At 52.2% G+C, this 25987-nt stretch carries 38 protein-coding genes; 21 read left to right on the plus strand and 17 right to left on the minus strand.

The features are described 5' to 3' along the window. Window positions 1-5: 5 nt before the first annotated feature. The 15 genes from ACA373_RS05590 to ACA373_RS05660 all read right to left on the minus strand — a co-directional run bounded on the left by ACA373_RS05590 (window position 6) and on the right by ACA373_RS05660 (window position 7907). On the minus strand, window positions 6-131 hold the full coding sequence (locus tag ACA373_RS05590) for a hypothetical protein (protein WP_370734140.1): 126 nt from the start codon (window positions 129-131) through the stop codon (window positions 6-8). Between the two features lie 40 nt (window positions 132-171). Beyond that, entirely contained in the window at window positions 172-606 is a 435-nt protein-coding gene (locus tag ACA373_RS05595; RefSeq protein ID WP_370734141.1) for an Rz lytic protein, read from the minus strand. Next, entirely contained in the window at window positions 603-1040 is a 438-nt protein-coding gene (locus tag ACA373_RS05600) for a lysozyme (RefSeq protein ID WP_370734142.1), read from the minus strand. Before ACA373_RS05600 ends, ACA373_RS05595 begins: the two co-directional genes overlap by 4 nt. Next, entirely contained in the window at window positions 1024-1377 is a 354-nt protein-coding gene (locus tag ACA373_RS05605; RefSeq protein WP_370734143.1) for a phage holin, lambda family, read from the minus strand. The genes ACA373_RS05600 and ACA373_RS05605 overlap by 17 nt, the downstream gene beginning before the upstream one ends. 766 nt (window positions 1378-2143) lie before the next feature. Continuing rightward, on the minus strand, window positions 2144-2911 hold the full coding sequence (locus ACA373_RS05610) for an antitermination protein (protein ID WP_370734144.1): 768 nt from the start codon (window positions 2909-2911) through the stop codon (window positions 2144-2146). Further along, window positions 2908-3507, minus strand: coding sequence for a recombination protein NinG (locus ACA373_RS05615; RefSeq protein WP_370734145.1), 600 nt, complete (start codon window positions 3505-3507; stop codon window positions 2908-2910). Before ACA373_RS05615 ends, ACA373_RS05610 begins: the two co-directional genes overlap by 4 nt. Then, window positions 3504-3932 (minus strand): YbcN family protein, encoded by a 429-nt coding sequence (locus ACA373_RS05620; RefSeq protein WP_370734146.1) that lies wholly within the window; start codon window positions 3930-3932, stop codon window positions 3504-3506. The genes ACA373_RS05615 and ACA373_RS05620 overlap by 4 nt, the downstream gene beginning before the upstream one ends. Before the next feature lie 18 nt (window positions 3933-3950). Continuing rightward, window positions 3951-4133 (minus strand): hypothetical protein, encoded by a 183-nt coding sequence (locus ACA373_RS05625; RefSeq protein WP_370734147.1) that lies wholly within the window; start codon window positions 4131-4133, stop codon window positions 3951-3953. After that, the gene (locus ACA373_RS05630; RefSeq protein ID WP_370734148.1) at window positions 4123-4464 is read right to left on the minus strand and encodes a hypothetical protein; all 342 of its coding nucleotides are present in this window, start codon (window positions 4462-4464) and stop codon (window positions 4123-4125) included. Before ACA373_RS05630 ends, ACA373_RS05625 begins: the two co-directional genes overlap by 11 nt. A 143-nt stretch (window positions 4465-4607) precedes the next feature. Continuing rightward, entirely contained in the window at window positions 4608-4826 is a 219-nt protein-coding gene (locus tag ACA373_RS05635; protein ID WP_370734149.1) for a hypothetical protein, read from the minus strand. After that, the gene (locus tag ACA373_RS05640; RefSeq protein ID WP_370734150.1) at window positions 4823-5515 is read right to left on the minus strand and encodes a replication protein P; all 693 of its coding nucleotides are present in this window, start codon (window positions 5513-5515) and stop codon (window positions 4823-4825) included. The genes ACA373_RS05635 and ACA373_RS05640 overlap by 4 nt, the downstream gene beginning before the upstream one ends. Continuing rightward, entirely contained in the window at window positions 5512-6459 is a 948-nt protein-coding gene (locus tag ACA373_RS05645) for a Replication protein O (RefSeq protein ID WP_370734151.1), read from the minus strand. Before ACA373_RS05645 ends, ACA373_RS05640 begins: the two co-directional genes overlap by 4 nt. Then, window positions 6456-7286 (minus strand): ParB/RepB/Spo0J family partition protein, encoded by an 831-nt coding sequence (locus tag ACA373_RS05650; protein ID WP_370734152.1) that lies wholly within the window; start codon window positions 7284-7286, stop codon window positions 6456-6458. Before ACA373_RS05650 ends, ACA373_RS05645 begins: the two co-directional genes overlap by 4 nt. Window positions 7287-7320: 34 nt before the next feature. Then, complete coding sequence (locus tag ACA373_RS05655) at window positions 7321-7593, minus strand: CII family transcriptional regulator (RefSeq protein WP_370734153.1); 273 nt, start codon at window positions 7591-7593, stop codon at window positions 7321-7323. A 110-nt stretch (window positions 7594-7703) separates the two neighbouring features. Continuing rightward, the gene (locus ACA373_RS05660) at window positions 7704-7907 is read right to left on the minus strand and encodes a Cro/CI family transcriptional regulator (protein WP_370734154.1); all 204 of its coding nucleotides are present in this window, start codon (window positions 7905-7907) and stop codon (window positions 7704-7706) included. Between the two features lie 101 nt (window positions 7908-8008). Here ACA373_RS05660 and ACA373_RS05665 point away from each other — a divergent pair, with 101 nt between their 5' ends. The 17 genes from ACA373_RS05665 (at window position 8009) to ACA373_RS05745 (ending at window position 18639) form a co-directional block, all read left to right on the plus strand. Next, window positions 8009-8716, plus strand: coding sequence for a LexA family protein (locus ACA373_RS05665; protein ID WP_370734155.1), 708 nt, complete (start codon window positions 8009-8011; stop codon window positions 8714-8716). A gap of 124 nt (window positions 8717-8840) precedes the next feature. Next, window positions 8841-9362: a DUF2778 domain-containing protein gene (locus tag ACA373_RS05670; protein WP_370734156.1), complete on the plus strand. Its 522-nt coding sequence runs from the start codon at window positions 8841-8843 to the stop codon at window positions 9360-9362. Further along, window positions 9359-9574 carry a hypothetical protein gene (locus tag ACA373_RS05675; protein ID WP_370734157.1) on the plus strand — a complete coding sequence of 72 codons (216 nt, stop codon included), beginning with the start codon at window positions 9359-9361 and terminating at the stop codon, window positions 9572-9574. Before ACA373_RS05670 ends, ACA373_RS05675 begins: the two co-directional genes overlap by 4 nt. A 152-nt stretch (window positions 9575-9726) precedes the next feature. Beyond that, on the plus strand, window positions 9727-10443 hold the full coding sequence (locus tag ACA373_RS05680; protein WP_370734158.1) for a hypothetical protein: 717 nt from the start codon (window positions 9727-9729) through the stop codon (window positions 10441-10443). Continuing rightward, window positions 10434-10979 (plus strand): type II toxin-antitoxin system VapC family toxin, encoded by a 546-nt coding sequence (locus ACA373_RS05685; protein WP_370734159.1) that lies wholly within the window; start codon window positions 10434-10436, stop codon window positions 10977-10979. Before ACA373_RS05680 ends, ACA373_RS05685 begins: the two co-directional genes overlap by 10 nt. A 508-nt stretch (window positions 10980-11487) precedes the next feature. Next, on the plus strand, window positions 11488-11769 hold the full coding sequence (locus tag ACA373_RS05690; protein WP_370734160.1) for a hypothetical protein: 282 nt from the start codon (window positions 11488-11490) through the stop codon (window positions 11767-11769). Between the two features lie 72 nt (window positions 11770-11841). After that, complete coding sequence (locus ACA373_RS05695; RefSeq protein WP_370734161.1) at window positions 11842-12312, plus strand: hypothetical protein; 471 nt, start codon at window positions 11842-11844, stop codon at window positions 12310-12312. A 307-nt stretch (window positions 12313-12619) separates the two neighbouring features. Then, window positions 12620-12910 carry a hypothetical protein gene (locus tag ACA373_RS05700; protein ID WP_370734162.1) on the plus strand — a complete coding sequence of 97 codons (291 nt, stop codon included), beginning with the start codon at window positions 12620-12622 and terminating at the stop codon, window positions 12908-12910. Continuing rightward, window positions 12910-13728: a PD-(D/E)XK nuclease-like domain-containing protein gene (locus ACA373_RS05705; RefSeq protein ID WP_370734163.1), complete on the plus strand. Its 819-nt coding sequence runs from the start codon at window positions 12910-12912 to the stop codon at window positions 13726-13728. The genes ACA373_RS05700 and ACA373_RS05705 overlap by 1 nt, the downstream gene beginning before the upstream one ends. Then, window positions 13725-14612: a recombinase RecT gene (locus tag ACA373_RS05710; protein ID WP_370734164.1), complete on the plus strand. Its 888-nt coding sequence runs from the start codon at window positions 13725-13727 to the stop codon at window positions 14610-14612. Before ACA373_RS05705 ends, ACA373_RS05710 begins: the two co-directional genes overlap by 4 nt. Window positions 14613-15096: 484 nt before the next feature. Continuing rightward, entirely contained in the window at window positions 15097-15747 is a 651-nt protein-coding gene (locus ACA373_RS05715; protein WP_370734165.1) for a DUF6338 family protein, read from the plus strand. A gap of 144 nt (window positions 15748-15891) precedes the next feature. Continuing rightward, window positions 15892-16104 (plus strand): hypothetical protein, encoded by a 213-nt coding sequence (locus tag ACA373_RS05720; RefSeq protein ID WP_370734166.1) that lies wholly within the window; start codon window positions 15892-15894, stop codon window positions 16102-16104. Continuing rightward, window positions 16101-16640, plus strand: coding sequence for a hypothetical protein (locus tag ACA373_RS05725; protein WP_370734167.1), 540 nt, complete (start codon window positions 16101-16103; stop codon window positions 16638-16640). The genes ACA373_RS05720 and ACA373_RS05725 overlap by 4 nt, the downstream gene beginning before the upstream one ends. Next, the gene (locus ACA373_RS05730; RefSeq protein WP_370734168.1) at window positions 16641-16844 is read left to right on the plus strand and encodes a hypothetical protein; all 204 of its coding nucleotides are present in this window, start codon (window positions 16641-16643) and stop codon (window positions 16842-16844) included. It begins immediately after the preceding gene. A 41-nt stretch (window positions 16845-16885) separates the two neighbouring features. Next, window positions 16886-17236 (plus strand): helix-turn-helix domain-containing protein, encoded by a 351-nt coding sequence (locus ACA373_RS05735; RefSeq protein ID WP_370734169.1) that lies wholly within the window; start codon window positions 16886-16888, stop codon window positions 17234-17236. Continuing rightward, window positions 17119-18276: a site-specific integrase gene (locus ACA373_RS05740; protein ID WP_370734454.1), complete on the plus strand. Its 1158-nt coding sequence runs from the start codon at window positions 17119-17121 to the stop codon at window positions 18274-18276. The genes ACA373_RS05735 and ACA373_RS05740 overlap by 118 nt, the downstream gene beginning before the upstream one ends. A gap of 9 nt (window positions 18277-18285) precedes the next feature. Further along, window positions 18286-18639 carry a RidA family protein gene (locus ACA373_RS05745; RefSeq protein ID WP_369894580.1) on the plus strand — a complete coding sequence of 118 codons (354 nt, stop codon included), beginning with the start codon at window positions 18286-18288 and terminating at the stop codon, window positions 18637-18639. 32 nt (window positions 18640-18671) lie between these two features. Here ACA373_RS05745 and ACA373_RS05750 read toward each other — a convergent pair whose 3' ends face one another. Beyond that, entirely contained in the window at window positions 18672-18923 is a 252-nt protein-coding gene (locus tag ACA373_RS05750; RefSeq protein ID WP_253460853.1) for a YoaH family protein, read from the minus strand. A 110-nt stretch (window positions 18924-19033) separates the two neighbouring features. Between ACA373_RS05750 and pabB the strand changes: the two genes are divergently transcribed. From pabB to ACA373_RS05770, 4 genes are all read left to right on the plus strand, one after another. Continuing rightward, a complete protein-coding gene (gene pabB, locus ACA373_RS05755; protein WP_301252792.1) occupies window positions 19034-20395 on the plus strand; it encodes an aminodeoxychorismate synthase component 1 in 1362 nt (453 codons plus the stop codon). Then, a complete protein-coding gene (locus ACA373_RS05760) occupies window positions 20388-20960 on the plus strand; it encodes a CoA pyrophosphatase (RefSeq protein WP_253460847.1) in 573 nt (190 codons plus the stop codon). Before pabB ends, ACA373_RS05760 begins: the two co-directional genes overlap by 8 nt. A 332-nt stretch (window positions 20961-21292) precedes the next feature. After that, window positions 21293-22657, plus strand: coding sequence for an L-serine ammonia-lyase (sdaA, locus tag ACA373_RS05765; RefSeq protein ID WP_253460844.1), 1365 nt, complete (start codon window positions 21293-21295; stop codon window positions 22655-22657). A gap of 163 nt (window positions 22658-22820) precedes the next feature. Then, on the plus strand, window positions 22821-24383 hold the full coding sequence (locus ACA373_RS05770; protein ID WP_253460841.1) for an EAL domain-containing protein: 1563 nt from the start codon (window positions 22821-22823) through the stop codon (window positions 24381-24383). Window positions 24384-24396: 13 nt separating this feature from the next. Here ACA373_RS05770 and ACA373_RS05775 read toward each other — a convergent pair whose 3' ends face one another. Continuing rightward, window positions 24397-25956, minus strand: a complete 1560-nt coding sequence (locus ACA373_RS05775; protein ID WP_301729456.1) for a TerC family protein — start codon at window positions 25954-25956, stop codon at window positions 24397-24399. Window positions 25957-25987: the final 31 nt, after the last annotated feature.

A 25987-nucleotide genomic window follows, 5' to 3' on the forward strand; every position in this document is an offset into this window, starting at 1 on the left:
GAGGATCAATTCTTCTTGGGATTTGTCATGCGGGTTGATTCAAGCTGGCGGATTGCCGCCCGGTCAATATTGGCCTGCCCCAGCAATCCGTACAGCTCTGCTGATAGCTCAACCGCCTGGCCGAACGTCATATTTTCCGGCACCGGCGGCACGTCAATCGGGCCGGTTAACTCAGCGGGAAGCGGCAGGTTTGGCTGGCTGATTGTCCGGTACTCCACCAGCGGTTTTTGCTGCGTCGCGCAACCGGTCAGCAGCGCCAGCGGGAACAGGAGCAACAGCGCACTTGTCCGCCGCAAGGTAACGTTTAATTTCACTCTGGAGCTTCCTGTTTTGCTGTGCTGTTTCTGCCCGTTGCTCAACTACCTGAGACATGACGGCGTTTTGCTTATTCACTGCTGTGGCCAGGTCATTCACTGAAGATGCCAGGCCATCGTTTTTAGAGCGCAGATCGTTAATCTGATCGTCTTTACTGTTTGCCAGCTGCTCAAGGCGCTGGTTAGTTGCCTCAAGCTGTGAACTCCTGGCATTGAGCATCCAGAGCGCCAGGCAGATCAGGCCGATAACGATGGCCGGGCCAAAGTTTTTAATTAGCGTTAAAGGATTCATGAGTTAAAGAGCTCCCTTTCTCGCTTTCGGCGCGGCAGAAGCAGATCTGCGATTGTGCCGGCGCGTTTCCACTGTAAGAGCTGGTCAGCGGCGCCCGCATAGTCCTTCGCGTTGAGCTTTTTCAGCAGCGTGGAATTGACGAATGCTGTCCGACCAACGTTGAAAACGAAGCTGCACAGCGCGTCGTACTGGCTCTGCGTCATCGGCACTTTCACATTGCCGTTAATCGCCGATTCAACCCAGGCCAGATCGCTTAACAGCAGGCTGGTTGACTGGGCTGGCGTGATTGTCATCCCTTTTGCGATCGGTTTACCGTCTACTGTGCCGGTATGGCCTACACCGATAGTTAGAACGCCAACCGAATCCGGATAGGCCAGCAGCCGCTCGCCCTCTTCACGCTTGATAAATGCAATGCCGTTATTGCTGATTTTCATTCGTGCCTCCCGTCTTCGTGGCTATCCAGCTGTGAAGCCTGGCGCTGATGTAGTCGTTGCCGACATAGCCGATATAGATCGCGAACACCTGCGCGGCCGCGTCCGGTACGTTCCAGTTGAGTAATGCGCCTATTACCTGAAGCGTGGGCGCGGCGAAAAATGCCAGGGCGCTGCATGAAACAGCATCCAGCACGCGTTTACTCCAAGGGCTTTTTGCATATGCACTGCGTAATAGTGAAAACATGCCCGCTACTCCGGCATATCCCCATTCTGTTTTGTGGCTGTAGAGCCACAGCAGTACGCTGGCCCAAAAGCCCGGATCCTTTTCTGGCGGCATACATTTGATTCCGGCCGTCAGCAGGATGGCGGCTTATAGTTAATTTTTTGAAAGTAGGAGGAAAACCTTAAGGCTGGTTTTGAAGGTACAAATCGCAGGCACAAAAAAGCCCGCAAAAGCGGGCTCTGTGTATCAAAAAAATTATTATTTTTGCTTTTTCTAGATTATTCTTATGGGTATTCCCTGGTGTTGGCCGTATTGGCACCCCCACTTCACCAAATTTGTCTCCAACGACTAATGAAGTGGGGTTATTTTTTTGCCTTTTGATTCTCTCATCTGTGGCAGAAAAGAGATAAATGTTCCAGGCAATTTGTAGCATTGATTAAAACATCTAATCTGTGGGCATTGTGCCTGGCATCTGAGATAACTTCAACTGGACTAAAGTAGGGGCTGAAAACTGCTCTGATTGAACCCTGCAAAATGACAGGCGCCCGCCCAACTCGGTATTATTGTCAGTTCAGTTGATAGATGTGGTGCCGGGTGCCTCCCGGTAAACTCCCCAGTTCAGAAGCTTGCGTGACTTGTTTACTGACATCATTCAGAAGAATGTTAACTGATACGCCCCGCCGCAAAGGGGGATTCACCACAACTATCATTGTAGTACACCAAAAAAGCCCCAGAAAGAAAAAGCCCCGGCGGTCAGGCCAGGGCTTTCTTTAAATAATACGTTTAACAATGCACGCAACTTCAACTGTTAGGAAACATACCCCCAGCTTACTGAAAAGTAAATAGCTCGCGATAAAATAACAAGCTACTTCATACCACTCTATACAATAAACTTAGCTAATGTGGTATTAGCCCATGATTCTTCAACCTCGAGCTTTCCGATTAGCCGATCGTAAAACGGCTTCCCGCTCCTGTCCCATGTTGCCAGGCTGATATTTTCAGTTATCGTGCAGATAGCCCTGTATGCTTCTATTGCCGGAATGCGTTCATAACCACGACCACAGCAGCGCTTACAGTCACCCATTACCGGAACACCCTGCCTTTCAGTTTCTTTTCGCATAACTACGCGACCACGTCCGCTGCAATCCCGGCACGCTGAGGAGATTACACCTTTGCCAGTACATGCTTTACAACGCACCCGAATTTGCTCGCGTACCTCACGACGGCCGTGACCGGAAAGCATGGATTTCATCGTCACGACTTTCGCCGCTATAAAGCCGGTAGCACCGCAGCACTCGCACGGCCTCAAGCTGGCCGCGCTGCGGCAATAGTCCAGGTAAGCATAACTTGCGAGCACTTGCATAACTGCTGGTTTAATCTTGCTGTTGAGTTTGCGTAAGGCGGCAACCTTATCGCAGGTTTGAAGTGCATATTCAGTTAACAGGGAAACGGCGCGCCGTGCGTCGTTCTTGCTTACCCCTACTTTTCCCATAAATGCGCTGTACCCCAGTGGGGCGCGAGCCATTGCCATTCCCATCCCGGCAATGTAATCAGTACCTGTAAGCTTATCCGGAGAAGTATTTGGCGCTGTATCGCTGAAACTCTGGCCTTTCGGGAAATGGTATTTTACAGTTGATTCAAGACTCATGCCGCTTTGCTCCTTTGTTTAATCAGTTCTCTGGTTCTCCGCCGATAGTGAGTTGCCAGCTCATGCAATTCTTCCCGTGTCCACTTCTTCAGCTCGTGCGGCCCTATAAGGCGATCGAAAGCAGCCCGCCCAATCTTCGCTATGAGCCTTGGCTTGTATTCACCAATATTGCCGGAGAGATACGAGTTGCAGTGCTCGCACTGGATGTGGCAGTTGCTTTCGTCGTAACGGGTTTCTTTACTGGCGCCTACCGTGCGGTAGTGACCGGCATTCATCTTCGCGCCTGTGTTGCGATCGCAACTGATACAGGGCTGCCCGGCGTCTCGGGTGCGGATGAATTCGTTGAAGGCTTTTTGAGCTTGCTTATGGAAGTAACTGAGGGGTTGTACTGCTAACTTGCGGATTTTAATGCTTCGTCTTTCCTGCTGCGCTTCGTCTTTTCTTTTTTTCTCTCGGTCTGCCTCCCTTTTCTGAAGAGCGAATCGCGCTCCATGTTCAGGGCAACACCACCACGTTCGGAAATCCTGGTAGTGGAACCATTCACGGCATATTTTACAGCGCCGTCGCTTTGGCTTATTAGCGGTTGCCTTCATCATGCGACCTGTCTTTTTCTGAGTTGATTGTATTCGCTATCAGCCGGAACGGACAGCCTGCAGCCGACATTCAGCGCCCATGCTTCCACCTGCGTGAGATAGTGATGCATATCGCCTGTGTCGAGGTCTGCCGTATGCCGCAGCGTCTGTACCTGAGTTCTTTCACCTGTAACCACGTCGACCATCTCGCGCGTTTCGTAGCCCAGATAGGTGTGCTTCATCGCTTCCTTGACCCATGCCGGAGACGCAAAGGGCTTTCCGCGCCTGATGAGATAAGCGCTTAGCTCTGCGTACCACATGTGCTGTAAGGAGTTCTGAGGGATGCTGCGTTGGTCACGCCATTCTGTGATTTTGATGCGCCAGCGTTTGCCGGAAGAGACGAGGTCGAAGATGTGTTTGGTAAACTGCCCCAGGGTGGATTTGTGCAAACAAAAATCCTGCACGCTTCACCTCCGGTTGATGGTCTCCTGCACCTTAGCCAGGTCATCTTCCATCTTCGCCATAATTAGCTCGATAGTTTGATGGTTGTGGCCGCCGGTTTTGTGGAACATTTTTAAAAGAGCCAGACCTGCGCTTACTTCAGACAGATGATCTGGGCGGGTCTTAATTGAGATAATTTCAGCTGTCATATTTTCCTCCTGATAAATTTTGGTTTGAATCGTCCTGAAAAACTGAACCGGGTATGAAAACTATGTTACCCATTACTGACTGAACAACGGCTCTGAAAACGGCTTCTGGCAAATCAAACCCTACAGAGGGAGAACGTTCATCAATAAAAGCTATGAACATGTTTTCCCGTCCTCCCGCGCTGACATAAATATGCAAATTCTCTATCAAGTAACCTGCTTTATCCCAGCGTCCCGGTGTGTGCTCAGGCCATTTGCCACCAATAGATTTTAACGCTGCCCATTCAAGAGCTTTACCTTCAAGAGCAATAACCGCTATGAATCTACTGTCCATGACACCCTCATATGTTCAGGAAGCCAGTAACTTTAACAACAATGTAATCATTATGTTGCATAAAAAGAATAGCGTTACTTATGCAAAAATAAACTAATTAGTAATAAATGATAACAACACGTCCACATAGCTATTCTTTTAAATCACCTTCCTCCTTTGCTTTCTGGTTTACTCCGTCCGAATTCAGCATCAACGATGTAATCGTGAGCTTCGCGTGCAAGCATGCCCATTGCATGGATCGTATCCTGGGCCTGTACCTGCGTCAGGTTCTGCTTTTCGCTAAGGTTAACGATCGATAGCGCCAGCTTCCGCGCCGAGCTCAGTAGCGGCGGCTCTATTATCAGCTGCGTTACGTTACTCATGATTTCACCTTCCGCATTCCCAACCGCTGCCGAATTTCCGCGATTTTATCCAGGCCCTTCTCGTTGCTGACCGGGCAATGCAGCTTCGGTATCTGCGCGACCGGCGCGCCGATCTTCTCGCCTGAGTCCAGGCGCTTTGCCATCGAACGCAGTTCCTTCATGCACTTCTGCCGCAGCTCTGCCGGAGTGAGATTCATGGAGCGCATCTGAGAGTAAAGGGCCGGAACCATCAGCCAGCACTCATTGCTTTTCCACGGATACTTCTCCGGGCTGTCGTAGAAACCACGGCGCGCGCTGTACTGCATTACCATGTCGTAAAGCTCGTCGGCATCCGGCAGACCATAGCGGCTAGCTTCACCCTGGCGGCACCAGGCGACAAACTGGCCGGGCGACGGGAGGAACGGCGTTTCCTGCTGGCGGGCCAGCTTCATACCGGCGTTAACCTGGTCAATGCTGGTAATTCCGTTTTCGGCAAACGCCAGCACCCACTGTCGCCGCAGCTCGTTCAGCTCGTCCTGAGTTTTGATATTCGCCATCAGTGCCGGGAAAGCCGCTTTAAGCTGGCGGAAAAGCTCGTTGAAAATGTGGATCGCCTGCTCAGGTACCTGCTGCTTTGGCTTTTCAGCAGCGTACATCTGCTGCAGAGCCTGGCCGTCGCGGTTCTGGATGGCGGTAACGATGTTTCTCATAGTTGTAACCCCTCTGCCCAGTCAGTATTGTTGAAGTCCAGCGCCTGTTTGCCGCCGGAACCGGATTTAGCCTTGTCGCGCTTAATCGCCAGCTGCGACCACTTCTCACGGAGCTTTGCAGGACACAACACGTTGCCGCACCAAAAACTGTCCTGGCTGGCCCAGCGGAACAGGCTGCACATATCTCGGTGGTCGCGCCCGTCTTTTTCACGCATCAGCCGTATGTCGTTTGCCCAGCCTGCGAAGGCAGGCTTTCTGGCAGACGGCTCGATTGACTTCACCACGTCGAACATCCACTCAGCCGCCTTGAGGTCGTCAGCAGTCCCCCATTTGTCCCCTTTCGGTGACTGAATGGCTGCTTCAGGTCGTTGCGGTTTTGGTTGCCGGACAGCAGGAGGGAGATTTCTTTGACGAGAATCTAATACGTTAGTATTAGATGTTATATTGTTTGTGGCACTTTGATGGCAATCTGTTGGCACAACCTCCCCGCCAGCCCTTGCTGTATGCGGGTTTGTGATGGCACTTTGATGGCAATCTGTTGGCACAAATTTTTGCTGATAATCGTCGTATTTTGTGACCAGAATCTTCGAAAATTTCTTGTTCGATTCCTTGCTGATCATCCCCAGTTTTTCGAACTTCAGCAGCAGGTATTTTATCCGGTTCGGGTCGATACCGGTTTCCTGTGCCAGGGTGTGACGCCCGGTGATGAACTCTCCTCGTCTGCACAGCAGCTCGCCAAATTCGGTAGATACCGCTCCGGCGGCATGGTTAGCAGAGAGGATGAAGTGTATCCACAGGTGAACAGCGTCAGAATCCGTCCTGTAGAAAGGCAGCTCCATTATTTTTCTGTGCAGCAAGGCAAACCCCTTACCGGTTGCCTCCGGTCTGTCAGCGGCCTGCTTATCAGGCCGTAATGGTGTTACATTGGAATAAGCGAGGTTCATGCAGCCTCCCCGCCGGTCGTTGGAATGCCTGAGCGGTATTCAGCCAGGATGCGCTGAATTTCTTCGGCCGTGCCAGAAGCAAGAACGAGTAATTCGATAACCTCTTCGTTCACGTACAGCGCATCCACCAGCAGCTCAACCAAGCGCCGCGCTTTCTTCGCGCTGAACTGCGGCATGGCGTCGCTTTTTGTCAGCTTCTTCTTTCCTGCTGCGCGGGCTTTATCCATCTGCGCCAGCGCCACCGATTCAGCTTTGGCGCCGTGCAGCTGAGAAAGAGCAACCGCCGTTGTCGGGGCCACCTCGCCGGATTTGACCATTGCGATCAGGCCGTCTCCACACTCCAGCAGTTGCAGGTGATAATTAACGTCAGCCACGGAGCGCTTTACCTTCTTTGCTATCTCCGCAGCTTCCCAACCCTGATTGCTGAGGCGCTGATATGCCGCTGCGCGTTCCAGCGGGGCCAGCGCCTTACCCTGCGAACTGGTGACCATGAAAGCAATACGATCGGCTTCGGTTCCCACGAAGTCCTTGCATTCCAGCCTGGCGACTTCATGCCCGGCATCGGTAGCCATCATGGCGCCGTAATAGCGGTGATGGCCGTCGATAACCTTCACGCCCTGCTCCGTTACCTGCACCGCCAGCGGCGGCACAAACTCGCCAGCGATAAACGCATCACGGAATTCTGTAACGTGCTCCTGGTCGATTTCACGGACGTTATAGCCCGGCTCGACGTACAACTCGCTCAGTGGAACCAGAAACGTTTTTTTAACGGTCGTTTCGGTGCCGTTTTTGTCTTTTGTCTTGTAAAGCAGTGATAAAGAACTCATAATTACTCCTGTGAATTGATCCAGTCTTTTCGCATCAGGCCTCGAAACTGTTCCTGCAGTTCGGGGCTTTTTCTTTTCCTATCACCGCCTCAACTGCCTGCCTGGCAACCTCAGCGATCAGGCTTGTCTCCCATACCTTTTCCAGCAGCACGAAAACCGTCGCCATATCGCGCAAGTTTAAGCGACTCACCTTCGATTCATGCCATCCGGCTTCAGCAGCGAGAACGCGCTGGCCCTTGTGCGTTAGTCGGGAACGGAGTTCAGTCTCCACCTGGTTAATCAACTTGCTATTACTTGCGTTTTCCATTTCGTATGATTTCTATGTTGAAGAGTTAGTTACGTGCGAAGGCTGTAAGCCTCCACGTTGTTGTTTGGGGTGAAACACCCGCAGCCAGATTGTTTAAAGAGCGGTAGAGATTACGCGGCCTGGGTATCACGCTTACTGCTGGGGAATGGCTTAAGTTCCTCAGCGATCACCTTTCCGTTCTCGAAAATGGTGACCGTGATATTTCTCCCTGATGAAAGAGCTTTACTGATAGCGCTTTGACGGACTTTGAAAATCTCAGCAGCCTTCTCTTGACCATTCAGGGAGACGAACACTGACAAAGGCAGTTTTTCCATAATTGTCTCCTAAAAAACTAAAAGTATTATCACCAATAGTAATGATTTAGTCAACACTAACGGTGATTGGTGTTTATTCCTTGCGGTTATAAAATGGCAGTATGAAAAAGAAACCCCTAACACCAGAGCAGCTCGCTGATGCCAACCGGCTAAAGGCGATATTTGAAAACAAAAAGAAAGTACTTGGCTTGTCTCAAGAGACGCTGGCTGAGCGGATGGGTATGGGCCAAAGTGGCATAGCGCAGTTGCTGAATGGCTCGAATGCTATAGGTCCGGCTCATGCAGCCAAGCTAGCTAAAATACTTGGTGTTTCGGTAGAAGAATTTAGCCCCAGTATTGCGACGGAAATTGCAGATATGTACGCGTCCTTGCAGGGTTCGCCAACTGCGAAAGCGCAATATGAGTACCCGCTCTTTGCGCATGTTCAAGCTGGCCCTTTTGCTGAGGTTGGCAGCTATACGGCAAGCGATGCAAAAGCGTGGGTGCCGACTACCACGAAAGCCAGCGCAAAAGCGTTCTGGCTTGAGGTAAAGGGGCATTCGATGACCGCACCGCAGGGCGTCCGTCCGAGCTTTCCGGAAGGCATGCTGATTCTTATCGACCCGGCTGTAAGCGTTGAGCCTGGCGATTTCTGTGTAGCTGCTGCCAACGGCGATTCAGAGGCAACCTTCAAGAAGTACGATAAGGATTCGGGCGTAAGTTACTTGGTGCCACTAAATCCGGCATACAGGACGATCGACTGCGACCACTGCATCCGCATCATTGGTAAGGTGGTTAAGGCCCAATGGCCAGAAGAAACGTTTGGTTAAATGGGCCAGCATTTGTCGAATCATTGGCATGCCGCTTGAGGTGAACATAGGGCTGGTTTAGGCAGCTACGTTAAAGGATATAGGTTACACAGCTAATTTCAGGAGTATCAAAGTGCAGATCTGCATGATGGATTATGGAAAGCTTTCTAAAGATGGTAAAATCTTAAAGCTAAATTGTTATGGTGTTGGCTCTTTTGACGTTCTGTCAGGCATTGAGAGGTTTGTTAACAAACCCAACTGTTCAGACATAGAAAAGGCTGCAATTCCACCCGGCACTTATTGGATTGTCGACAGGCCAACGGGGAGCCTCCTCAATCAGTTACGCGCAGAAGCGATTGATCTATATCACCTTTACAAAAATCACCATTCCGAATGGTTTGGACTGTATAGTGCGGAAACAATGAGCGACTATGTTTTTGTAAACGGTGTTCGACGCGGGAGCTTCCGATTGCATCCTCTCAATACCGATGGCTCCGGCGTATCATGGGGATGCGTTACTTTTTACAAATCGTCTGAATTTCAAGTCTTAAGAAAATCATTGCTCAACCGTAAAAAAATTCATGTCCCGGGTGGCAAAGGTCTTATGGCTTATGGTCGGATTGATGTTCGGGGTGTGCCGGACTTTTCTAAGTGTGAAGTAAGATGAAAATTATCATTTTTTTTATCGTTTTTGTCGCCGCGATGTTTTTTATCCCGGATAGCTTATTGAGCAGCTTAGTTGAGCATCATGTTCACATCAGTGGTGATGGCGAAGAGGCTATGGACAGCTTTGAGTTTACGGTCATTGCTGCTAAAGCTGCAATCTCTACCGTGGCCGCTCTGGTAGCCATATGGCTGTATCGAAAACGCAAAGTCTGAAGCTTAGGCTCAGTGGCCGGAAGAGACGTTTGCGTGAAATGAGGCCGCAGAGATGCGGTTTTCAAAACAATACGCATTGACGACAGATCTTTGATGAACAACAATGAAAGTGTGTAACAGGCATATTTTTAATAGCTAGGAAAAAACTTCCGATGGGCAAGAACAACCGCCTGACCCTGAAACTTGATGGTACTAGCCCAGATCAGCTTCCTATGGCTCGTCTAAGCAAGTATCTATCTGCACTATCCGATCTTTATGGATCGGTAGATGCTGTTCACTTCAAAGAAGTGAGCGAAGGGTCTGCTTGCCTAAACACGTGGGTGGATAGCGATACGGCGTACAATCAGGTTGTTGAACGCTCATTATTACAAGCAAAAAATAATGGCAAACATTATCAAAAACTAGTTAGTTTACTAGCTCAAGATGGCTATCGCGGTAGTATAATTAATAGTGATGAGTTGACAATAGTAAACTTCCCCGTTGCCGATGAGGCCCCTTTATTTTCTGTAAAAAAAAGAGCAAAGGTACAGGGGCGCTTATATAACGTTGGTGGTAAAGATGAATCTGCTCCTGTTAAACTAGAAGGCGCTAATGGTGAGACATATAATTGTGAAGCAACTCCTGCTATGGCTGCCAAACTAGGGTCTGTACTTTTTAAGCAAATTCGGGTTGAAGGCGATAGTGAGTGGGAGAAAAAAGATGGCATATGGAAACTAAAAAAACTTAAAATTTCATCTTTTGATGTGCTAGATAAATCTTCTCTTAGATCTGCGCTTGCTTCATTAAATGAAGCTACTGGGAACGCATGGAAGGAAGAAGATAATCCTCATGTTGTTCTTAAGGCGTTAAGGGAGTTCAATTGCGAATAGTCTTTGATACTAATGTCTTAGTGCAAGCTATCACAGGAACTAAAGCTGGATGTACTCTTACTAATCCAGCTGACGGCAAACCTGTGTCTGATTTGGACAGAAGAGCAGATGCCCTCATTGATTACATCGAATCAATAAACGGTAAGATTATCATTCCAACGCCTGTATTAGCTGAGTATCTAGTTGGTATAAATAAAGCAGATCATCAAACGCATTTGAGATTAATTCAAGCGCAGGCATGTTTTGAAATTATTCCTTTTGACGAAATAGCCGCTATTGAATGTGCTCAAATGCCTAGTATTCAAGAATTGAAGGCGATGATGGCTTCCGATACGGCTAACAAAGTTAAGTTTGATAGACAAATTATATCCATTGCCATCGCCGTCAATGCGGATGAAGTATGGACACACGACAAAGGTGTTTATAAAAGATGTAAGGAACTCAACATCACGGTGAAGTCACTTGCGGACATAAATCCGAATCCTAAACAAGGACAATTAGATATGCCGCACGATCCACCGTCCAGCTTGCATTAATATTATACTTGGCTGTAGCGCCAACATTATACTTACCCCGTAGCCCGCCCCGAGCGGGCTTTTTTGTGTCCTTTTGGCGCCTTTGTGAATCCGCTTGACGCAAATCAATGCCCGCTCGGCTAGAACGCTTATCATGCGACCTACAAAACAACGATGACAGCTACCGTTTGCCCGCTTTGCGCGGGCTTTTTTGTGCCTGCAATTTGAAGCCCCCTTCCCCTGAGAGCCAAAGCCTGTAAAAAATAAATTTCCTTTAAATTCAGGAATATCAACACCGCTCGTGATAATTTATCACCAATAGTGTTGACTATAAAATTACTAATAGTGATACTAACTCCATCAGCAAGACGCTGACAGATACGAAACGGACTTACCGCTCTTTAACAATCAGAACTGAGGGTGATACACCCCACCAAAGTGAAGTTGGCTTTGGGGTTCAACTGACCAACAAAACGCCAACACCAGGGCGGGTCGGTTGAACCACCTAAGCCAATTACAGGAGGCAGCCATGCCACGCAACAAGCAAAAGAATCTGGCCCGCGCTACTGCGCACCGAGCAGAGAAGTCGAAAGATATGCGGTTAGGCCGCAGCGTTGAAGCAGCGCTTACTGGCTGCTCTAACCGCGTTTTAAAAGCAGTAACCCAGGCCCCAAACTGGCGTGTGAAAGCTGATAAAGAAGTCGAGTTCGTCAGCCGCGAGAATCCAGAGTACCGGAAGGTGAATAACCCTTACGGGCAAATTACAAATGCCCGCCAGAAGATGCGCGGAAAATGCATACCTTTATTATGAATAATCTGCCTCTATATTGATCGTCTCTCATAAGAGTGGTAAATATATTTTATCATATCAAGAGGGAAGCCGATGGAAGGTCATAATTTCGAAAGGTTAAAAAATCATATACTTACCCTGTCTGAATCTTCAGAATTTGAATCTGCAGTAAAAGAATGGAGTCTACATTCCATTGAAATATCTGAAGAAATGGATAAGTGCCCTTGCGGTCAAGATATAAAAGAACATTGTTACATTGAGAATAGTATAAATGGTCGCATTACCCATGTAGGAAATGTATGCATTAACAGGTTTATGGGCATCTCAACTGGAACACTGTTTGATGGGCTGAAGAGGATAAAATCAGACGCCTCAGCGAACCCAAACGAAGCCTTAATTGAATATGCCCAAAAAAGTGGATATCTATACAAAGACGAGTACAAGTTCCTGATAACGACCATGCGCAAGAGAAGCCTTTCAGAAAAGCAGAAAGCTTGGAAACAAAAAATAAATCGGCGAATCCTCGAAGCTATAGTTGTCGTAAAAAGAACGCACAAAAAATGAGCTACTAGATCAGCCATTTTTTTGTCCCACCTCTTCCGCTTACCTAATTTGCCCGCCAGCGAGCGGGCTTTTTTTCGCCCATAACAAAGCGGCTTCAGTCGAGGCCTCTCCGTTATGTAACCCACTAACTAAGGAAATCACCCATGCAAATCGCTATTGCAGGGGCGGCATGCGGTCGCCCTTTCCACGCTATCAACAGCATTCAGTTTCAGCGTTCGAACATTCTGACCAGTGCGTCATTCACCCCGCCGCCGCGCAAAAGCTGGCTGCAAAAGCTTTGGGAAATTCTCCGCGCGGAGGGTCGGCCATGAATGCCTACATTCAGCAGGAGCGCTACAAAGACCTACAGGACGCCGCAGAGCAGCAGGAAGCGCAGCGCGTCTCACGCGTCGACGTTATCGCCCTGAGCCTCGCTAACCAGTACCCGGAAAACATCACCGATTTTACGGCAATGCTGAGTCTGCCGGTTGAGATACGCATATTCCTTCGTGGAGCAGCAGCCCAGGACTTGTACGCGGAATTTGTCGACAGGCTGGCTCGCCTGCAGGCTGAAGAGCACGACCAGCTGATAGAGATCGGTTTCATGGAGGAGCACTGATGGAGCCGGGCCTCTACCTCGATATCAGCAACGAGGACTATCACGCCGGGGCTGGCGTCAGCAAATCGCAGCTGGACGATATCCTGATTAACCCTGCGATCTTCAAATGGCGTCAGAGTGCGCCGGTCGATACCGAAAAGCTGAAAGCCCTGGACATGGGCACCGCCCTGCACTGCCTGTTGCTGGAGCCGGACGAATTCGATAAGCGCCTCATCGTGGCGCCAGATTTTAACCGACGCACCACTGCCGGAAAGGAAGAGGAAAAGCAGTTTTTAAGGGGCTGCGAGCGTAGCGGTATGACGGTTATGGATGCCGAACAGGGCCGGAAATTAAAGCTGATGCGTGAGAGCGCGCTGGCACACCCGGCGGCACGCTGGCTGCTGGAGGCTGACGGCCACTGTGAAGCGTCGATTTACTGGAGCGACGAGGAGACTGGCGAGCTGTGCCGGTTCCGGCCGGACAAATTCCTCAACGGGCAGCCGGTCGTTGTCGATGTGAAGAAAGTCGCGGATATGGATCGGTTCCCGCGCCACGTCGAAGAGTTCCGCTACCACATGCAGGATGCCATGTACCGCGAGGGCTTTTACCGGCACTTCAGCGAATACCCCATGTTTATCTTCATCGCCGTCAGCGAAACCATCGACTGTGGCCGCTATCCCACGCGCGTTTTCCAGCTTGCCGAAGAAGACACCGCCGCCGGATTTGAGTTGTTCCGCCGCAGCCTGGATACCTATCACGAATGCCGCACGACAAACAGCTGGGGCGGCATTGAAGAAATCACCCGCCCGGCCTGGGCGAAGAAAAAGGACAATGTATGAGCAACGAAATCATCCACGCCCCGGTTAACGAGGCTGACACCAAAGCAGCCATTTTCAGCCCGTCGGGCCTGCAGAAGCTGCAGGCGTTCGCATCGGTCATGGCAGAGGGCAAATCGACGGTTCCGGCCCATCTGGCCGGTAAGCCTGCCGACTGTCTGGCTGTGGCGCTGCAGGCGGCACAGTGGGGAATGAACCCGTTCGCCGTGGCGCAGAAAACGCATCTGGTAAACGGCACACTGGGCTATGAGGCGCAGTTGGTTAACGCCGTGGTGACCAGTTCTACCGCAGTTCAGGGGCGCTTTAAATATGAATATGGTGGCAACTGGGAAAACTTCCGCCCTGGACCGGCCAACGCGGCGAACGAGAAAGGCCTGTGCGTTCGTGTCGGCGCAGTGCTGCGCGGTGAAGCGGAAATCACCTGGGGCGAGCCGCTCTATATGGAGTTCGTCACTACCCGTAACTCCCCGCTCTGGAAGACGGCACCAAAGCAACAGCTGGCTTATCTGGCCGTGAAGTACTGGGCGCGCCTCTACTGCCCGGACGTTATCCTGGGTGTTTATACTCCGGACGAGTTCGAGCAGAAAGAACGCGTTGAGCGCGACGTTACCCCGGCCCGCACCCGGCAGGATTTGAATAACCTGATCAACCAGAAGCCAGTCGATGCAGTACCGCAGGAAACTAGCCAGACGCCATCCCGGTCGCTGGAAGAACTTTTGAAAGACTTTACCGAAGCGGCCAGCAAGGCTGCCAGTGTTGAAGAGCTGGACAAATTCTACAAATACGCCGCCCGCAAGCTGGCCGCCGATACAGGAAAGCTTGATATGGCGACCGACGTTTACAGTATCCGCCGCGACGAACTGGCTGAATTTGCCGGAAAAAATTAATGAAAGAGTACCTGGTAATTTTAACGTAGAAATGGGGCGTGTCGTGCTAAGCGGCATTAAGATGCAAACTAAGCGGATTTCAAAGGCGTCCCCTCGACGCATAACTTTCACGGATGGTTCATCAACAGCACCATCTTAAAGGATGAAGGGAGGTCTTACTAGGCAATCGGCAAACCCCGCACTTAATAAACCGATCTGTGCACGCTATTCTCAATGCTAATACATGCGCTATGTCTCAATATTGACATGGCTTTTGGCGAAAAGCATAAGTAATGGTAAAGTTTTTTTGTTTGTTTCCGATAGGCACTCTTATAACTAATATTTAAAGAGGTAAAAATGTCAAAAGCAATCAACGAAAGTAAAAATCCACCGCCTGCTATGGGTCAGGATAGTAAAAACCCTCCGCCTCCAAAGGTGTTTGTTCGCCCAGCGCCTCCACCAACTCCCCCACAACCCACAAAAAAGTAATAAGTGAGGAAAGTTTATGGAAGCAGTAAGCGGGGATTTGTTTAAAATCTTGATGCTACTTCTACCGGGTTTTTTGACGGCATGGATTTTCCATGCCTTCACTGCTTATCCTAAGCCATCTCAATTTGAGAGAGTTGTTCAGGCTTTAATCTTTACTGTCTTCATACAAGCTTCTTTATACATAATAAAACCAACCTTATTATGGTTAGGAAATTATCATAGCTTTGGGCATTGGAATGTAGAAGCTAAAACACTCTGGTCGTATATTAGCGCATTTACAATCGGAATAGTATTTAGCACGCTAGCAAATAATGATAAATTTCACGCATTTATGAGATTTATCGGAGTTACAAAACAAACATCTTATCATTGTGAATGGTTTGGAACCTTCAATGCGAATGTCACACATGTGATACTGCACCTTACCGACGATAGAAGGATTTTTGGATGGCCAGAAGAGTGGCCTGCCGATCCTGAAAGAGGCCAGTTTATACTTCGAAATCCTTCTTGGGTAACTGAAAAAGGGTATGAAGACATGCCTACCGTAAAATATATTATGTTTAAATCTTCAGACATAAAATGGGTCGAATTTATACAGGATAATCCAGAGGTAATATATGTCGAGAAAAGTGCCGACCCCTCCACCATACAAAACTCCGGATCGTAATGGGGTAAGAGGAGGGAAAAACCCGCCGCCGCCAACTATATATGAGCGACCTGCACCTCCGCCGTCCCCGCCACCGGGAAGAAAATAAACAGTACGGCCCCGCCCCTGCGGGGTTTTTTTACGCCCAAATTTCAGGAGTTACCCATGTGTGATATCGCAGATGAAGCCTTTGAACGTGAAGAGTGGGAGCGCACTTTAGCGCTGAAGAATCGCAAGCTGCCGGATCCGCCGTCGCCGGTATGTCGCAACGGAGATTGTGGCGAGAAGTCGCAGCCAGGCACCAGCTATTGTTCTCCGGAGTGCCGCGAAGATGCAGAACGGCTGGCGCGGGCAGAACAGCAAAGGAGAGTGGCATGAAAATAAAGCAGTCTGAAATCACACAGCTTGTCATTACTGACATTACAAGTCTTGACCCTGTAAAGGTAATGATCGAGAACATTCAGCCAGGCGTCGGGAATATCACGATCACCTGCTTCGGCAAATCGTGGACGTCATTTTGGGGCGCCATGTCAGGAATGACAATTCAGGACTTTTTCCTCTCATGCGATAATCCCTACCTCATTAACTGCCTCGACCGTGGTATCAGCAGCACGATAGACAGTGAAGATAACGATGCAAATATCGAATTTGTGAAATCGCAAATTTGTAAGCTGCGCCGCGAGCAAGAAATTACCGCCGATGAAGCCCGTGAATATTGGGATGAAGCCGAAGGTAGCGACGACGTGAAAGATAAATGCTGCAACTGGCAATACGGCTCAGCGCTTCGGACGCTACTGGGTGACGACCCTTGGTGCCGTGACTGGCCCACTGTGCCAAACCCTGATTACGAATACCTGAAGCGCATCGTTCAGGCAGTCCGTGAAGCGCTACAGGAAATTAAGGAGCCAGCATGAATGACACCGGAAGCTGACAATGCCATTAAAAGCACCGCCCGCATCGCACTGAAAGAATACTCAAACCCAAACAATACCCTCACGTACCGCCAGATACTCGACAAGCACTCCCCGAAAATAGCCGCGCTGATCCCCGCAAAGCATCGCGGGCGGGCCTGGCTATGGCTGAACTGTGTCTGTCATCAGGTGGCGCGTAGAGGGTAATCATCCTCCCCCACATCATCGCAAAAATAATCGAGGTCAATATGGAAGCGTACTCACTTACGCTCGATGAGGCCTGCGCGTTTCTCGGCATCTCCCGCCCGACGGCCAGCAACTGGATCCGGTCCGGGCGCCTTACCGCGACACGCAAAGACCCGAGCAAAAACAAATCGCCATACCTGGTCACGCGGCAGGCGTGTATTGCCGCGCTGAATAATCCGTTGCACACTGTCGCCGTGAGCGCGGCGGATGCACATGAGGAGAAATCACCATGTCGATCTTCCGTAGGGGTGAAATTTGGTACGCCAGTTTCACAACAGCGGGCGGCAAAAGAGTTAAGCAATCTCTTGGCACGTCCGACAAGCAGCAGGCGCAGGAACTCCACGACAGGATAAAAGCTGAGTCATGGAGGATCGTTAAGCTAGGAGAGCCGGTCTCTATGACATTTGAAGAGGCCTGCGTTCGCTGGATACACGAGAAGTCAGAAAAGAAAAGCCTTAGCGACGACAAGCACATCATCAAATTTTGGCTTTTATCGATGGCAGGCAAACAGCTGAGGGATATCACTGAAAGGGAGATCTACGCAGCGGTAGCGAAAATCGAGAATCGCAACCACTTTAACCGATGGAAGCAGAAGGCAGAGGCTTGCGCAAGAAGGGGAAAACCAGCTCCAGAATACAAGCCTAAGCTTGCTTCCCAGGGTACAAGGATAAAGCGCCTCTCCTTCATTAGGTCTTTGCTGCGGGCTGCTGAAAGGGACTGGAAAGCGCTTGAGAGGGCGCCGGTTGTAAAAGTCCCTGTAGCAAAGGAACGGCGGATCAGATGGCTGAAGCCTGAAGAAGCGCAGCGTTTGATTAAGGAGTGCTCCGAGCCACTCAAATCTACGGTAGAGTTTGCGCTATGTACCGGCCTGAGGCGCTCAAATATCACTAACCTGAAATGGGAGCAGATTGACCTGCAGAAGAGGATGGCGTGGATTTATGCGGATGAGAGTAAATCAGGCAGGGCAATTGGCGTTGCCCTGAATGATACAGCCTGCACGGTATTGAGAAAGAATATCGGCAGGAATGACGAATACGTTTTCGCATACGTAGATACAGTTAAACACGATAACGGTGAAGTGACAAAATCTACACGGCCCGTAAGAAGCAATACCAATACCGGGTGGAGGGCTGCTTTAAAGCGGGCTGGGATAGAAGATTTCAGATTTCACGATCTGAGACATACCTGGGCATCGTGGTTGATTATGGCTGGAGTTCCCATCTCCGTTCTGCAGGAAATGGGTGGCTGGCAAAATATCAACATGGTAAGGCGATACGCTCACTTTTCATCAGGCCATTTGTCTCTGCACGCCAGGCGTATTGATGATATTTTTAACCAGAATGTCCCAAATCTGTCCCACGCTGATTTTAAGAGTGGAACAAACAACAATTAAGGTATTGATATGTCTAAGGAAATAATCAGGGTTGAACCGGTTGAACACCGCATGTCGGAAGCGGTTGTGCATAACGATACGATTTATTACACCAGCGTGCCGGAAAACCTGGACGAGGACGCCGAAGCGCAGACGGCTAACGCGCTGGCCGTAATCGACCGCATCCTGACCCGCCTGGGCTCGGATAAAAGCCGTATTCTGGACGCCACGATTTTTCTGGTACACAAAGAGGATTTTCCGGCGATGAACCGCGCCTGGGACGCCTGGGTGTCGCCAGGCAACGCGCCGGTGCGCTGCACCGTGCAGGCCGGCCTGATGAACCCGAAATATCTGGTTGAGATCAAGATCGTCGCCGCCAGATAAACTTATGGCGCACCGGGTGGTGCGCCATTTACTTACTCTTCTTCTTCGTCGTCAGCGTGGTGAGCGTCGTGGTAGTTAGCCCGCTCGCGCGCCTCGTCTTCATCCTCTTCATCTTCATCGTCAAAACGAACGGCAATCATCTCGCCCGTGTGCGTTTCGCGAATTTCAGCCGCCACCAGCTGGATAGCCTGTCCGCTGCTCATGCCGTCGGCCATCAGCTCCTGGATACGCTCCACTGCCTGCTGTTGCTGCTCAAGCGACAGCGCCGGTAAACCACTAATCATAATTGCTCCTGTTTCAGTCGCGGGAATTATTCCACGCGTAACAAACAGATGCCAGCAGCAGAAAAATATGTCAGGCTTGCTGCCTGTTTTAGTTCTAATCTGCCTTAATCATGCCACCTGTTTATTATCCTCTGGAGTATACGCCCGAATCGCTCGGGGATCTGTTTACTGTTGTCGCCCATCAGCCCTGGGCGATGCTGCTGGACTCCGGCTTTGCGGAACACAGCGACAATCGCTTCGATATTATGGTCGCCGACCCCGTCGCCACGCTGACCACCTGCGGCGGTCTGACCTGCGTAGTACGTGACGGCCTGGTGACGGAAAGCGAACAGGATCCGCTCGTTCTGCTGCATCAGACGTTGCAGGAGAGCAATTTGCAGGCGGCTGAAAGCAGCGACTACCCTTTTCAGGGCGGCGCGCTGGGGCTGTTCGGCTACGATCTGGGGCGGCGGTTCGAGAAGCTGCCGCAGCGGGCGAAGCCGGATTTAACCACGCCGGATATGGCCGTGGGCATTTACGACTGGGCGCTGATTGCCGATCACCATCGCCAGACCCTGACGCTGATCACGCATGGCGACGCCGCGCAACGGCTGCGCTGGCTTGATGAACAAACGCCGCAGGTGCCCGAGCCTTTTCGCCTGACCAGCGCCTGGGCTTCCAATATGAGTCGTGAAGCCTACGGCGAGAAGTTCCGTCAGGTGCAGGCGTGGCTGCGCAGCGGCGACTGCTATCAAATCAATCTGGCCCAGCGCTTTCAGGCCAGCTACAGCGGCGATGAATGGCAGGCATACAGATCGCTGACCCGCCAGAACCGCGCGCCCTTCAGCGCCTTTCTTCGCCTGCCGGACAGCGCCATCTTAAGCCTTTCGCCCGAACGCTTTCTGCATATGGCGGCGGGCGAAATCGAAACCCGCCCAATTAAGGGCACGCTGCCGCGCCTGAGCGATCCCCAGGCCGATCGCCGTCAGGCGGAGAAGCTGGCGCAGTCGCCTAAGGATCGGGCGGAAAACCTGATGATTGTCGACCTGCTGCGCAACGATATTGGCCGCGTAGCCGTACCCGGCACGGTAAAAGTGCCGGAGCTGTTTGTCGTAGAGCCTTTCCCGGCGGTGCATCATCTGGTCAGTACCATTACCGGCACGCTGAAACCCGGGCTTACGGCCTGCGATCTGCTGCGCGCCTGTTTCCCTGGCGGATCTATCACCGGTGCGCCTAAAGTACGGGCAATGGCTATTATCGATGAGCTTGAACCGCACCGCCGCAACGCCTGGTGCGGCAGCATCGGTTATCTCAGCGTCTGCGGTCGCATGGATACCAGCATCACCATCCGCACCCTGACGGCGGAAAACGGCCAGCTTTACTGTACCGCTGGCGGCGGTATCGTGGCCGACAGCGACGAGCAGTCGGAATATCAGGAAACGTTCGATAAGGTAAACCGCATTCTTCCCTGTCTGGAGCACTATCATGCCTGACGCGTCACCGGCGCTGGAGCGTTTTATCACCCGTTTTCAGCTACAGCGGCCCGAGCCTGCCGTGCCTCAGCTGCCCACGCGCCAGGCGGCGGTGCTGGTGCCGATTATTAACCGTCCGCGTCCTGCGCTGCTGCTGACCCGACGCGCCGCCACGCTACGCAAGCATGCCGGGCAGGTCGCCTTCCCCGGCGGGATGCGGGATAATGAAGATCGGTCACTGATTTACACCGCGCTGCGCGAAGCGCAGGAAGAGGTCGCTATTCCGCCTGAAAGCGTAAAGGTGATCGGCGTGCTGCCGCCCGTGACCAGCAGCACCGGTTTTCAGGTTACGCCGGTAGTAGGCATTCTGCCTGATAATCTTGCCTGGCACGCCAATGAAGCGGAGGTGGAATCGGTTTTTGAGATGCCGCTTCAGGAAGCACTCCGGCTGGGGCGCTATGCACCGCTGGATATCCAGCGCCACGGCATAACACACCGGATCTGGCTTTCCTGGTTTGACGACTATTTTATCTGGGGCATGACTGCGGGCATTATCCGCCAGCTCAGCCTGCAGGTAACAGAGTAGCGGTTTCGCACAAAATAGCGTCGCTTGCCCGCTTTGCCAGAGCTTTACAGCAAAACGGCAAAGAAATTCCCTCTTTTAGTTTGCCTTACCCCTTCACAATTAGCGTAAATCCTTTATATTGCAGCGCAAAAGACCGGCCCCGAATCATAGCGGGCCGGTTTTTGTTTGCCTTAGTTCAGGTCAGGCAGAAAAAAGCAGCGGACGCCAGTGTGATGCAGCCCGCAATAACTTTTCTGTCTGCAGAAGATTAGTTTATTTCATGCGACTATCGTTCACATGATGATTACCATTAAATATTATCCAGCGATTAACTGCGGACCCGGGAGCAGAATGTGATTAGCGTTTTCGACATGTTTAAGATCGGCATAGGCCCATCCAGTTCCCATACGGTGGGGCCGATGAAAGCCGGCAAACAGTTTGTTGACGATCTGGTCAGCCTGGGCAAATTAACCGATGTGACGCGCATCGCCGTCGACGTTTACGGTTCGCTTTCTCTGACCGGTAAAGGGCACCACACCGATATCGCGATTATTATGGGCCTGTCGGGCGCCTCGCCGGAAAGTGTGGATATCGACGGCATTCCGGCCTTTATTCGTGATGTAGAGGCGCGACAGCGTCTGCTGCTGGCCGGCGGCGCGCACGAAGTCGATTTTCCACGCGAAGGCGGCATGGTGTTTCGCAGCGATAATCTCTCCCTGCATGAAAACGGTATGCGCATTCATGCCTTCTCGGGCGACGAGCTGATTTACAGCAAAACCTACTATTCCATCGGCGGCGGCTTTATCGTCGATGAAGAGCATTTCGGCCAGTCCACGCTGAACGAAGTGTCGGTGCCCTATCCGTTCAACTCAGCGAAAGAGATGCTGGCCCACTGTCATGAAACCGGCCTGTCGCTTTCCGGTATGGTGATGAAGAACGAACTGGCGCTGCACAGCCGGGCGGAGATCGAACACTATTTCGCGGACGTCTGGCAGAGCATGCGCGACTGTATCGATCGCGGCCTGAATACCGAAGGCGTTCTGCCTGGCCCGCTGCGCGTACCGCGCCGCGCCGCCGCGCTGCGCCGTTTGCTGGTTTCCTCCGACAAACTTTCCAGCGATCCTATGAACGTGATCGACTGGGTAAACATGTTTGCGCTGGCCGTTAACGAAGAGAACGCGGCGGGCGGCCGGGTGGTGACGGCCCCAACCAACGGCGCCTGCGGCATCGTGCCGGCCGTGCTGGCCTATTACGATCACTTTATCGCTTCGGTCAGTCCCGATATTTTTATCCGCTATTTTATGGCGGCGGGCGCTGTCGGCATCCTGTACAAGATGAACGCCTCGATTTCCGGCGCGGAAGTGGGCTGCCAGGGCGAGGTCGGCGTGGCCTGTTCAATGGCGGCGGCGGGTCTGGCCGAGCTGCTGGGCGCCAGCCCGGAGCAGGTTTGCGTGGCGGCGGAAATCGGCATGGAGCACAACCTGGGCCTGACCTGCGATCCGGTTGCGGGTCAGGTGCAGGTTCCCTGCATCGAACGTAACGCCATTGCTTCGGTAAAAGCGATTAACTCCGCGCGCATGGCGATGCGGCGTACCAGCGAGGCACGCGTTTCGCTGGATAAAGTGATCGAAACGATGTATGAAACCGGCAAGGATATGAACGCCAAATACCGTGAAACTTCTCGCGGCGGCCTGGCGATAAAAGTACAGTGTGACTGATTTTCCGCCAGCGCCTTCTGCGGCGCTGGCACTTTCCTTTTCCCTCTATTTCTGCTGTTGGCAACCCGCTGTTTAACCCCGTTTTTCATTTCTCAGGACTAAACTTAATCTTACTTTTGCCGATAACAGGCTGGTTCGCGTTTCGCTTTAAGGATGGTCATTAATGCAAGTGTCACAGGAAGCCACTGGGGCGTTTCGCCGCAGACGCTTGTTAATTGCTGTGGTAGTCGCCGCGCTGGTGCTTATCCTTACCCTGGCTTTACGCTTTATCGTCGAAAAAAATCATATCGAAAAGCTGTCGCACACTTTTGCCAGCAAAGCGATCCAGCGTTTCGATCGCCTTTTTTCGCCGCTTGACGTGGCGGCTAATAATACGCAGGGGCTGGTGGGCCTGCCGTGCGATCAGGTTCGTTTTCCGCTGGTAGAAAAGCTGGCCTCGCTGCAAACCGTGCGATCAATTATCCTGGTCGATCGGGACAATATGTACTGTTCCAGCATTTATGGCAGTACTAATCTTGCCTTCAGCGCCACCTATCCCGAACTGGCCGTAAACAATCAGCGAATGTTGCTAAGCACCGACGATCATCTGCTTAAGGGATCACCGGTACTGCTGCTGTGGACGCCGCTGGAAGCAGGCAACAGGGCCGGGATCCTGCAACTCGTTAATATCGAGCTGATGAGCAACTACCTGCTTGAGCCTGAGTTGCCGTGGGTGGAACGCGTTATTTTCAACGTAGGCGAACACAGCCTGGAATACGGCAATCCCCTGATTGAAAAAGCGCTGCCGTCCGAGGATGAAGTCAGCTATCAGGACGCCTCGCTGCGCTATCCTTTTTCCGTCACGCTGTATGGGCCGGCGCCCGCCAGGCTGGCGCTGCTGGCGCTGCCTGAACAGCTGCCGCTGGCGCTGCTGCTGAGCCTGCTGTCCGGCTACATTGTCTGGCTGGCGACCGCGAACCGCATGAGCCTTGCCTGGCAGATCAGCTACGGCATTAACGCGCGTGAATTTATGGTGTACTGCCAGCCGCTGATTAACGCCCGCAGCGGCGAATGCGAAGGCATCGAGCTGCTGCTGCGCTGGCATAACGACCGCCAGGGCTGGGTATCGCCGGATCTTTTTATTCCGCTGGCCGAGCGGCATAATTTAATCGCGCCGCTGACGCGTTATGTGTTAACCGAGGTGGTCAGCCAGCTGCCGCTGCTGCCGGCCCGCTCCGATTTCCATATTGCCATCAACGTCGCTTCCAGCCATTTTCATGACCGGCAAATCGTGACGGATTTGAAGCAGCTCTGGTGGCCGGCGAACCCGGCTCCGCAGCTGATTGTGGAACTGACCGAGCGCGATGCGCTGCCGGAGGTTGACCAGCGCGTAGTGGCTCAGCTGCGCCAGAACGGCGTGAAGCTGGCGATTGACGATTTCGGCACCGGCCACAGTTCGCTCTCCTATCTGAAAACGCTTAGCCCGGACGTGCTGAAAATCGATAAGGTTTTTACCGCGGCGATAGGGACAGACGCGATTAACGCGACCGTTACGGATATGGTGATTTCCCTGGCGCAGCGGCTGAATATCAGCCTGGTTGCGGAAGGCGTGGAAACGGCAGCTCAGGCGGCCTACCTGCGTGAGAAAGGCGTGGATGTGTTGCAGGGATATCTGTTTGCCCGACCGATGCCGCTGGAAAGTTTCCCTCAGTGGCTTAGCGAACATCAGCCGCCCGGCGGCGGCTGATGTTTCGTCAGGTTTAGCCTTCTTCCACCGGGGCTTTTTCCCGCGTCACGCGGACCAGATCAATACGATAGTCGGTAGCAGAGACAATCTGGAAGGCGAACGGCGGCAGTGCTATTACCTCGCCCGCCTGGGGCAGCTGGCCTTTCTGGGCAATCAGCAGTCCCGCCAGCGAAGCATGATCGTCTGCCGGCTTCACCAGCATCTGGGTATCCAGCAGCTGCTGCAAAGAATGCAGATCGGTGCCGCCCTTCACCAGCCAGCCTTCGCCATCAGCGACGATATCAGGCGTTTCATCCTCATCCGGGAACTCGCCCGCAATCGCCTCCAGCACGTCCAGCGGCGTTATCAGACCCTGCACCACGCCGAACTCATTGCTTACCACCACAAAGCTGCCCCTGGCGCGACGCAGCACGCCCAGCAGATTGATCGGATCCAGCGTTTCCGGCACGATCACCGGCGGCATAGCGGCAGCGTAGGTGGCAACATCAATGCCCTGCTCCAGGGCCACCAGCAGCTCTTTTGCCCGCACGACGCCGACAATCTCATCCAGCTCTCCCCGGCAGACGGGGAACAGGCTGTGCGGCGTATCCAGCAGCTGCACGCGGATTTCATCCGCCGGACGCTCGGCGTTGACCCAGGAAATATCGCCGCGCGGCGTCATAATGCTGCGTACCGAGCGCGAGGCCAGCGTCAGCACGCCGTTAATCATATAGCGCTCTTCATCTTTAAAGGTTTCCTGCGGCATCAGCTTGAGGGTTTCGCTCTCCTGTTCGCCGTTATCCGTATGGCCGCCGCGTCGTCCCCCCATAAGCCGCTGAATAGCTTCGGCGGTACGCTCACGCATCGGTCTTTTGGACTGATGGCGAAGAAAATTCACCCGCGCAATCTGGTTAAACAGCTCGATCAGAATAGAGAAGCCGATAGCCGCGTAGAGGTAGCCTTTTGGAATATGGAAGCCAAAGCCTTCCGCCACCAGGCTAAGCCCGATCATCAACAGGAAGCTGAGGCAGAGCACCACGACCGTAGGATGCGCGTTGACAAACCGGGTCAGCGGTTTTGAGGCCAGCAGCATCACGCCCATCGCGATCACCACCGCCGTCATCATAATCGCCAGGTTGTTGACCATGCCAACGGCAGTGATTACCGCATCCAGCGAGAAGACGGCATCCAGCACTACAATCTGGATAACCACGGACCAAAAGCTGGCATAGCCCTTAGCGCCTCCGCCCATGTGCTCACGGTTTTCCAGCCTTTCATGCAGCTCCATCGTCGCTTTGAACAGCAGAAAGAAACCGCCGACCAGCAGGATCAGATCGCGCCCCGAAAAGCTGAAATCCGCGACGCTGAACAACGGACGCGTCAGGGTCACCATCCAGGAGATCAGAGAAAGCAGACCCAGGCGCATAATCAGCGCCAGAGACAGGCCTATCAGACGGGCTTTATCACGCTGCTTTGGCGGCAGCTTATCGGCCAGGATGGCGATAAAAACCAGGTTATCTATTCCCAACACGATTTCAAGGACGACCAGCGTCAGCAGACCGGCCCAGATTGACGGGTCTAAGAGAAATTCCATGACAGGCTCCGAACAGAGATAGGGGAAAAAG

The organism is Erwinia sp. STN24, assembly GCF_041320675.1.
Taxonomy (GTDB): Bacteria; Pseudomonadota; Gammaproteobacteria; order Enterobacterales; family Enterobacteriaceae; genus Erwinia; species Erwinia aeris.

Excerpts from the sequence above, each read along its gene's own strand:
- ACA373_RS05590 (WP_370734140.1), bottom strand. The coding sequence starts at position 131 with ATGACGTTCGGCCAGGCGGTTGAGCTATCAGCAGAGCTGTACGGATTG.
- ACA373_RS05595 (WP_370734141.1), bottom strand. The coding sequence starts at position 606 with ATGAATCCTTTAACGCTAATTAAAAACTTTGGCCCGGCCATCGTTATC.
- ACA373_RS05600 (WP_370734142.1), bottom strand. The coding sequence starts at position 1,040 with ATGAAAATCAGCAATAACGGCATTGCATTTATCAAGCGTGAAGAGGGC.
- ACA373_RS05605 (WP_370734143.1), bottom strand. The coding sequence starts at position 1,377 with ATGCCGCCAGAAAAGGATCCGGGCTTTTGGGCCAGCGTACTGCTGTGG.
- ACA373_RS05610 (WP_370734144.1), bottom strand. The coding sequence starts at position 2,911 with ATGAGTCTTGAATCAACTGTAAAATACCATTTCCCGAAAGGCCAGAGT.
- ACA373_RS05615 (WP_370734145.1), bottom strand. The coding sequence starts at position 3,507 with ATGATGAAGGCAACCGCTAATAAGCCAAAGCGACGGCGCTGTAAAATA.
- ACA373_RS05625 (WP_370734147.1), bottom strand. The coding sequence starts at position 4,133 with ATGACAGCTGAAATTATCTCAATTAAGACCCGCCCAGATCATCTGTCT.
- ACA373_RS05630 (WP_370734148.1), bottom strand. The coding sequence starts at position 4,464 with ATGGACAGTAGATTCATAGCGGTTATTGCTCTTGAAGGTAAAGCTCTT.
- ACA373_RS05635 (WP_370734149.1), bottom strand. The coding sequence starts at position 4,826 with ATGAGTAACGTAACGCAGCTGATAATAGAGCCGCCGCTACTGAGCTCG.
- ACA373_RS05640 (WP_370734150.1), bottom strand. The coding sequence starts at position 5,515 with ATGAGAAACATCGTTACCGCCATCCAGAACCGCGACGGCCAGGCTCTG.
- ACA373_RS05645 (WP_370734151.1), bottom strand. The coding sequence starts at position 6,459 with ATGAACCTCGCTTATTCCAATGTAACACCATTACGGCCTGATAAGCAG.
- ACA373_RS05650 (WP_370734152.1), bottom strand. The coding sequence starts at position 7,286 with ATGAGTTCTTTATCACTGCTTTACAAGACAAAAGACAAAAACGGCACC.
- ACA373_RS05655 (WP_370734153.1), bottom strand. The coding sequence starts at position 7,593 with ATGGAAAACGCAAGTAATAGCAAGTTGATTAACCAGGTGGAGACTGAA.
- ACA373_RS05660 (WP_370734154.1), bottom strand. The coding sequence starts at position 7,907 with ATGGAAAAACTGCCTTTGTCAGTGTTCGTCTCCCTGAATGGTCAAGAG.
- ACA373_RS05665 (WP_370734155.1), top strand. The coding sequence starts at position 8,009 with ATGAAAAAGAAACCCCTAACACCAGAGCAGCTCGCTGATGCCAACCGG.
- ACA373_RS05670 (WP_370734156.1), top strand. The coding sequence starts at position 8,841 with ATGATGGATTATGGAAAGCTTTCTAAAGATGGTAAAATCTTAAAGCTA.
- ACA373_RS05675 (WP_370734157.1), top strand. The coding sequence starts at position 9,359 with ATGAAAATTATCATTTTTTTTATCGTTTTTGTCGCCGCGATGTTTTTT.
- ACA373_RS05680 (WP_370734158.1), top strand. The coding sequence starts at position 9,727 with ATGGGCAAGAACAACCGCCTGACCCTGAAACTTGATGGTACTAGCCCA.
- ACA373_RS05690 (WP_370734160.1), top strand. The coding sequence starts at position 11,488 with ATGCCACGCAACAAGCAAAAGAATCTGGCCCGCGCTACTGCGCACCGA.
- ACA373_RS05695 (WP_370734161.1), top strand. The coding sequence starts at position 11,842 with ATGGAAGGTCATAATTTCGAAAGGTTAAAAAATCATATACTTACCCTG.
- ACA373_RS05700 (WP_370734162.1), top strand. The coding sequence starts at position 12,620 with ATGAATGCCTACATTCAGCAGGAGCGCTACAAAGACCTACAGGACGCC.
- ACA373_RS05705 (WP_370734163.1), top strand. The coding sequence starts at position 12,910 with ATGGAGCCGGGCCTCTACCTCGATATCAGCAACGAGGACTATCACGCC.
- ACA373_RS05710 (WP_370734164.1), top strand. The coding sequence starts at position 13,725 with ATGAGCAACGAAATCATCCACGCCCCGGTTAACGAGGCTGACACCAAA.
- ACA373_RS05715 (WP_370734165.1), top strand. The coding sequence starts at position 15,097 with ATGGAAGCAGTAAGCGGGGATTTGTTTAAAATCTTGATGCTACTTCTA.
- ACA373_RS05720 (WP_370734166.1), top strand. The coding sequence starts at position 15,892 with ATGTGTGATATCGCAGATGAAGCCTTTGAACGTGAAGAGTGGGAGCGC.
- ACA373_RS05725 (WP_370734167.1), top strand. The coding sequence starts at position 16,101 with ATGAAAATAAAGCAGTCTGAAATCACACAGCTTGTCATTACTGACATT.
- ACA373_RS05730 (WP_370734168.1), top strand. The coding sequence starts at position 16,641 with ATGACACCGGAAGCTGACAATGCCATTAAAAGCACCGCCCGCATCGCA.
- ACA373_RS05735 (WP_370734169.1), top strand. The coding sequence starts at position 16,886 with ATGGAAGCGTACTCACTTACGCTCGATGAGGCCTGCGCGTTTCTCGGC.
- ACA373_RS05745 (WP_369894580.1), top strand. The coding sequence starts at position 18,286 with ATGTCTAAGGAAATAATCAGGGTTGAACCGGTTGAACACCGCATGTCG.
- ACA373_RS05750 (WP_253460853.1), bottom strand. The coding sequence starts at position 18,923 with ATGATTAGTGGTTTACCGGCGCTGTCGCTTGAGCAGCAACAGCAGGCA.
- pabB (WP_301252792.1), top strand. The coding sequence starts at position 19,034 with ATGCCACCTGTTTATTATCCTCTGGAGTATACGCCCGAATCGCTCGGG.
- ACA373_RS05760 (WP_253460847.1), top strand. The coding sequence starts at position 20,388 with ATGCCTGACGCGTCACCGGCGCTGGAGCGTTTTATCACCCGTTTTCAG.
- ACA373_RS05770 (WP_253460841.1), top strand. The coding sequence starts at position 22,821 with ATGCAAGTGTCACAGGAAGCCACTGGGGCGTTTCGCCGCAGACGCTTG.
- ACA373_RS05775 (WP_301729456.1), bottom strand. The coding sequence starts at position 25,956 with ATGGAATTTCTCTTAGACCCGTCAATCTGGGCCGGTCTGCTGACGCTG.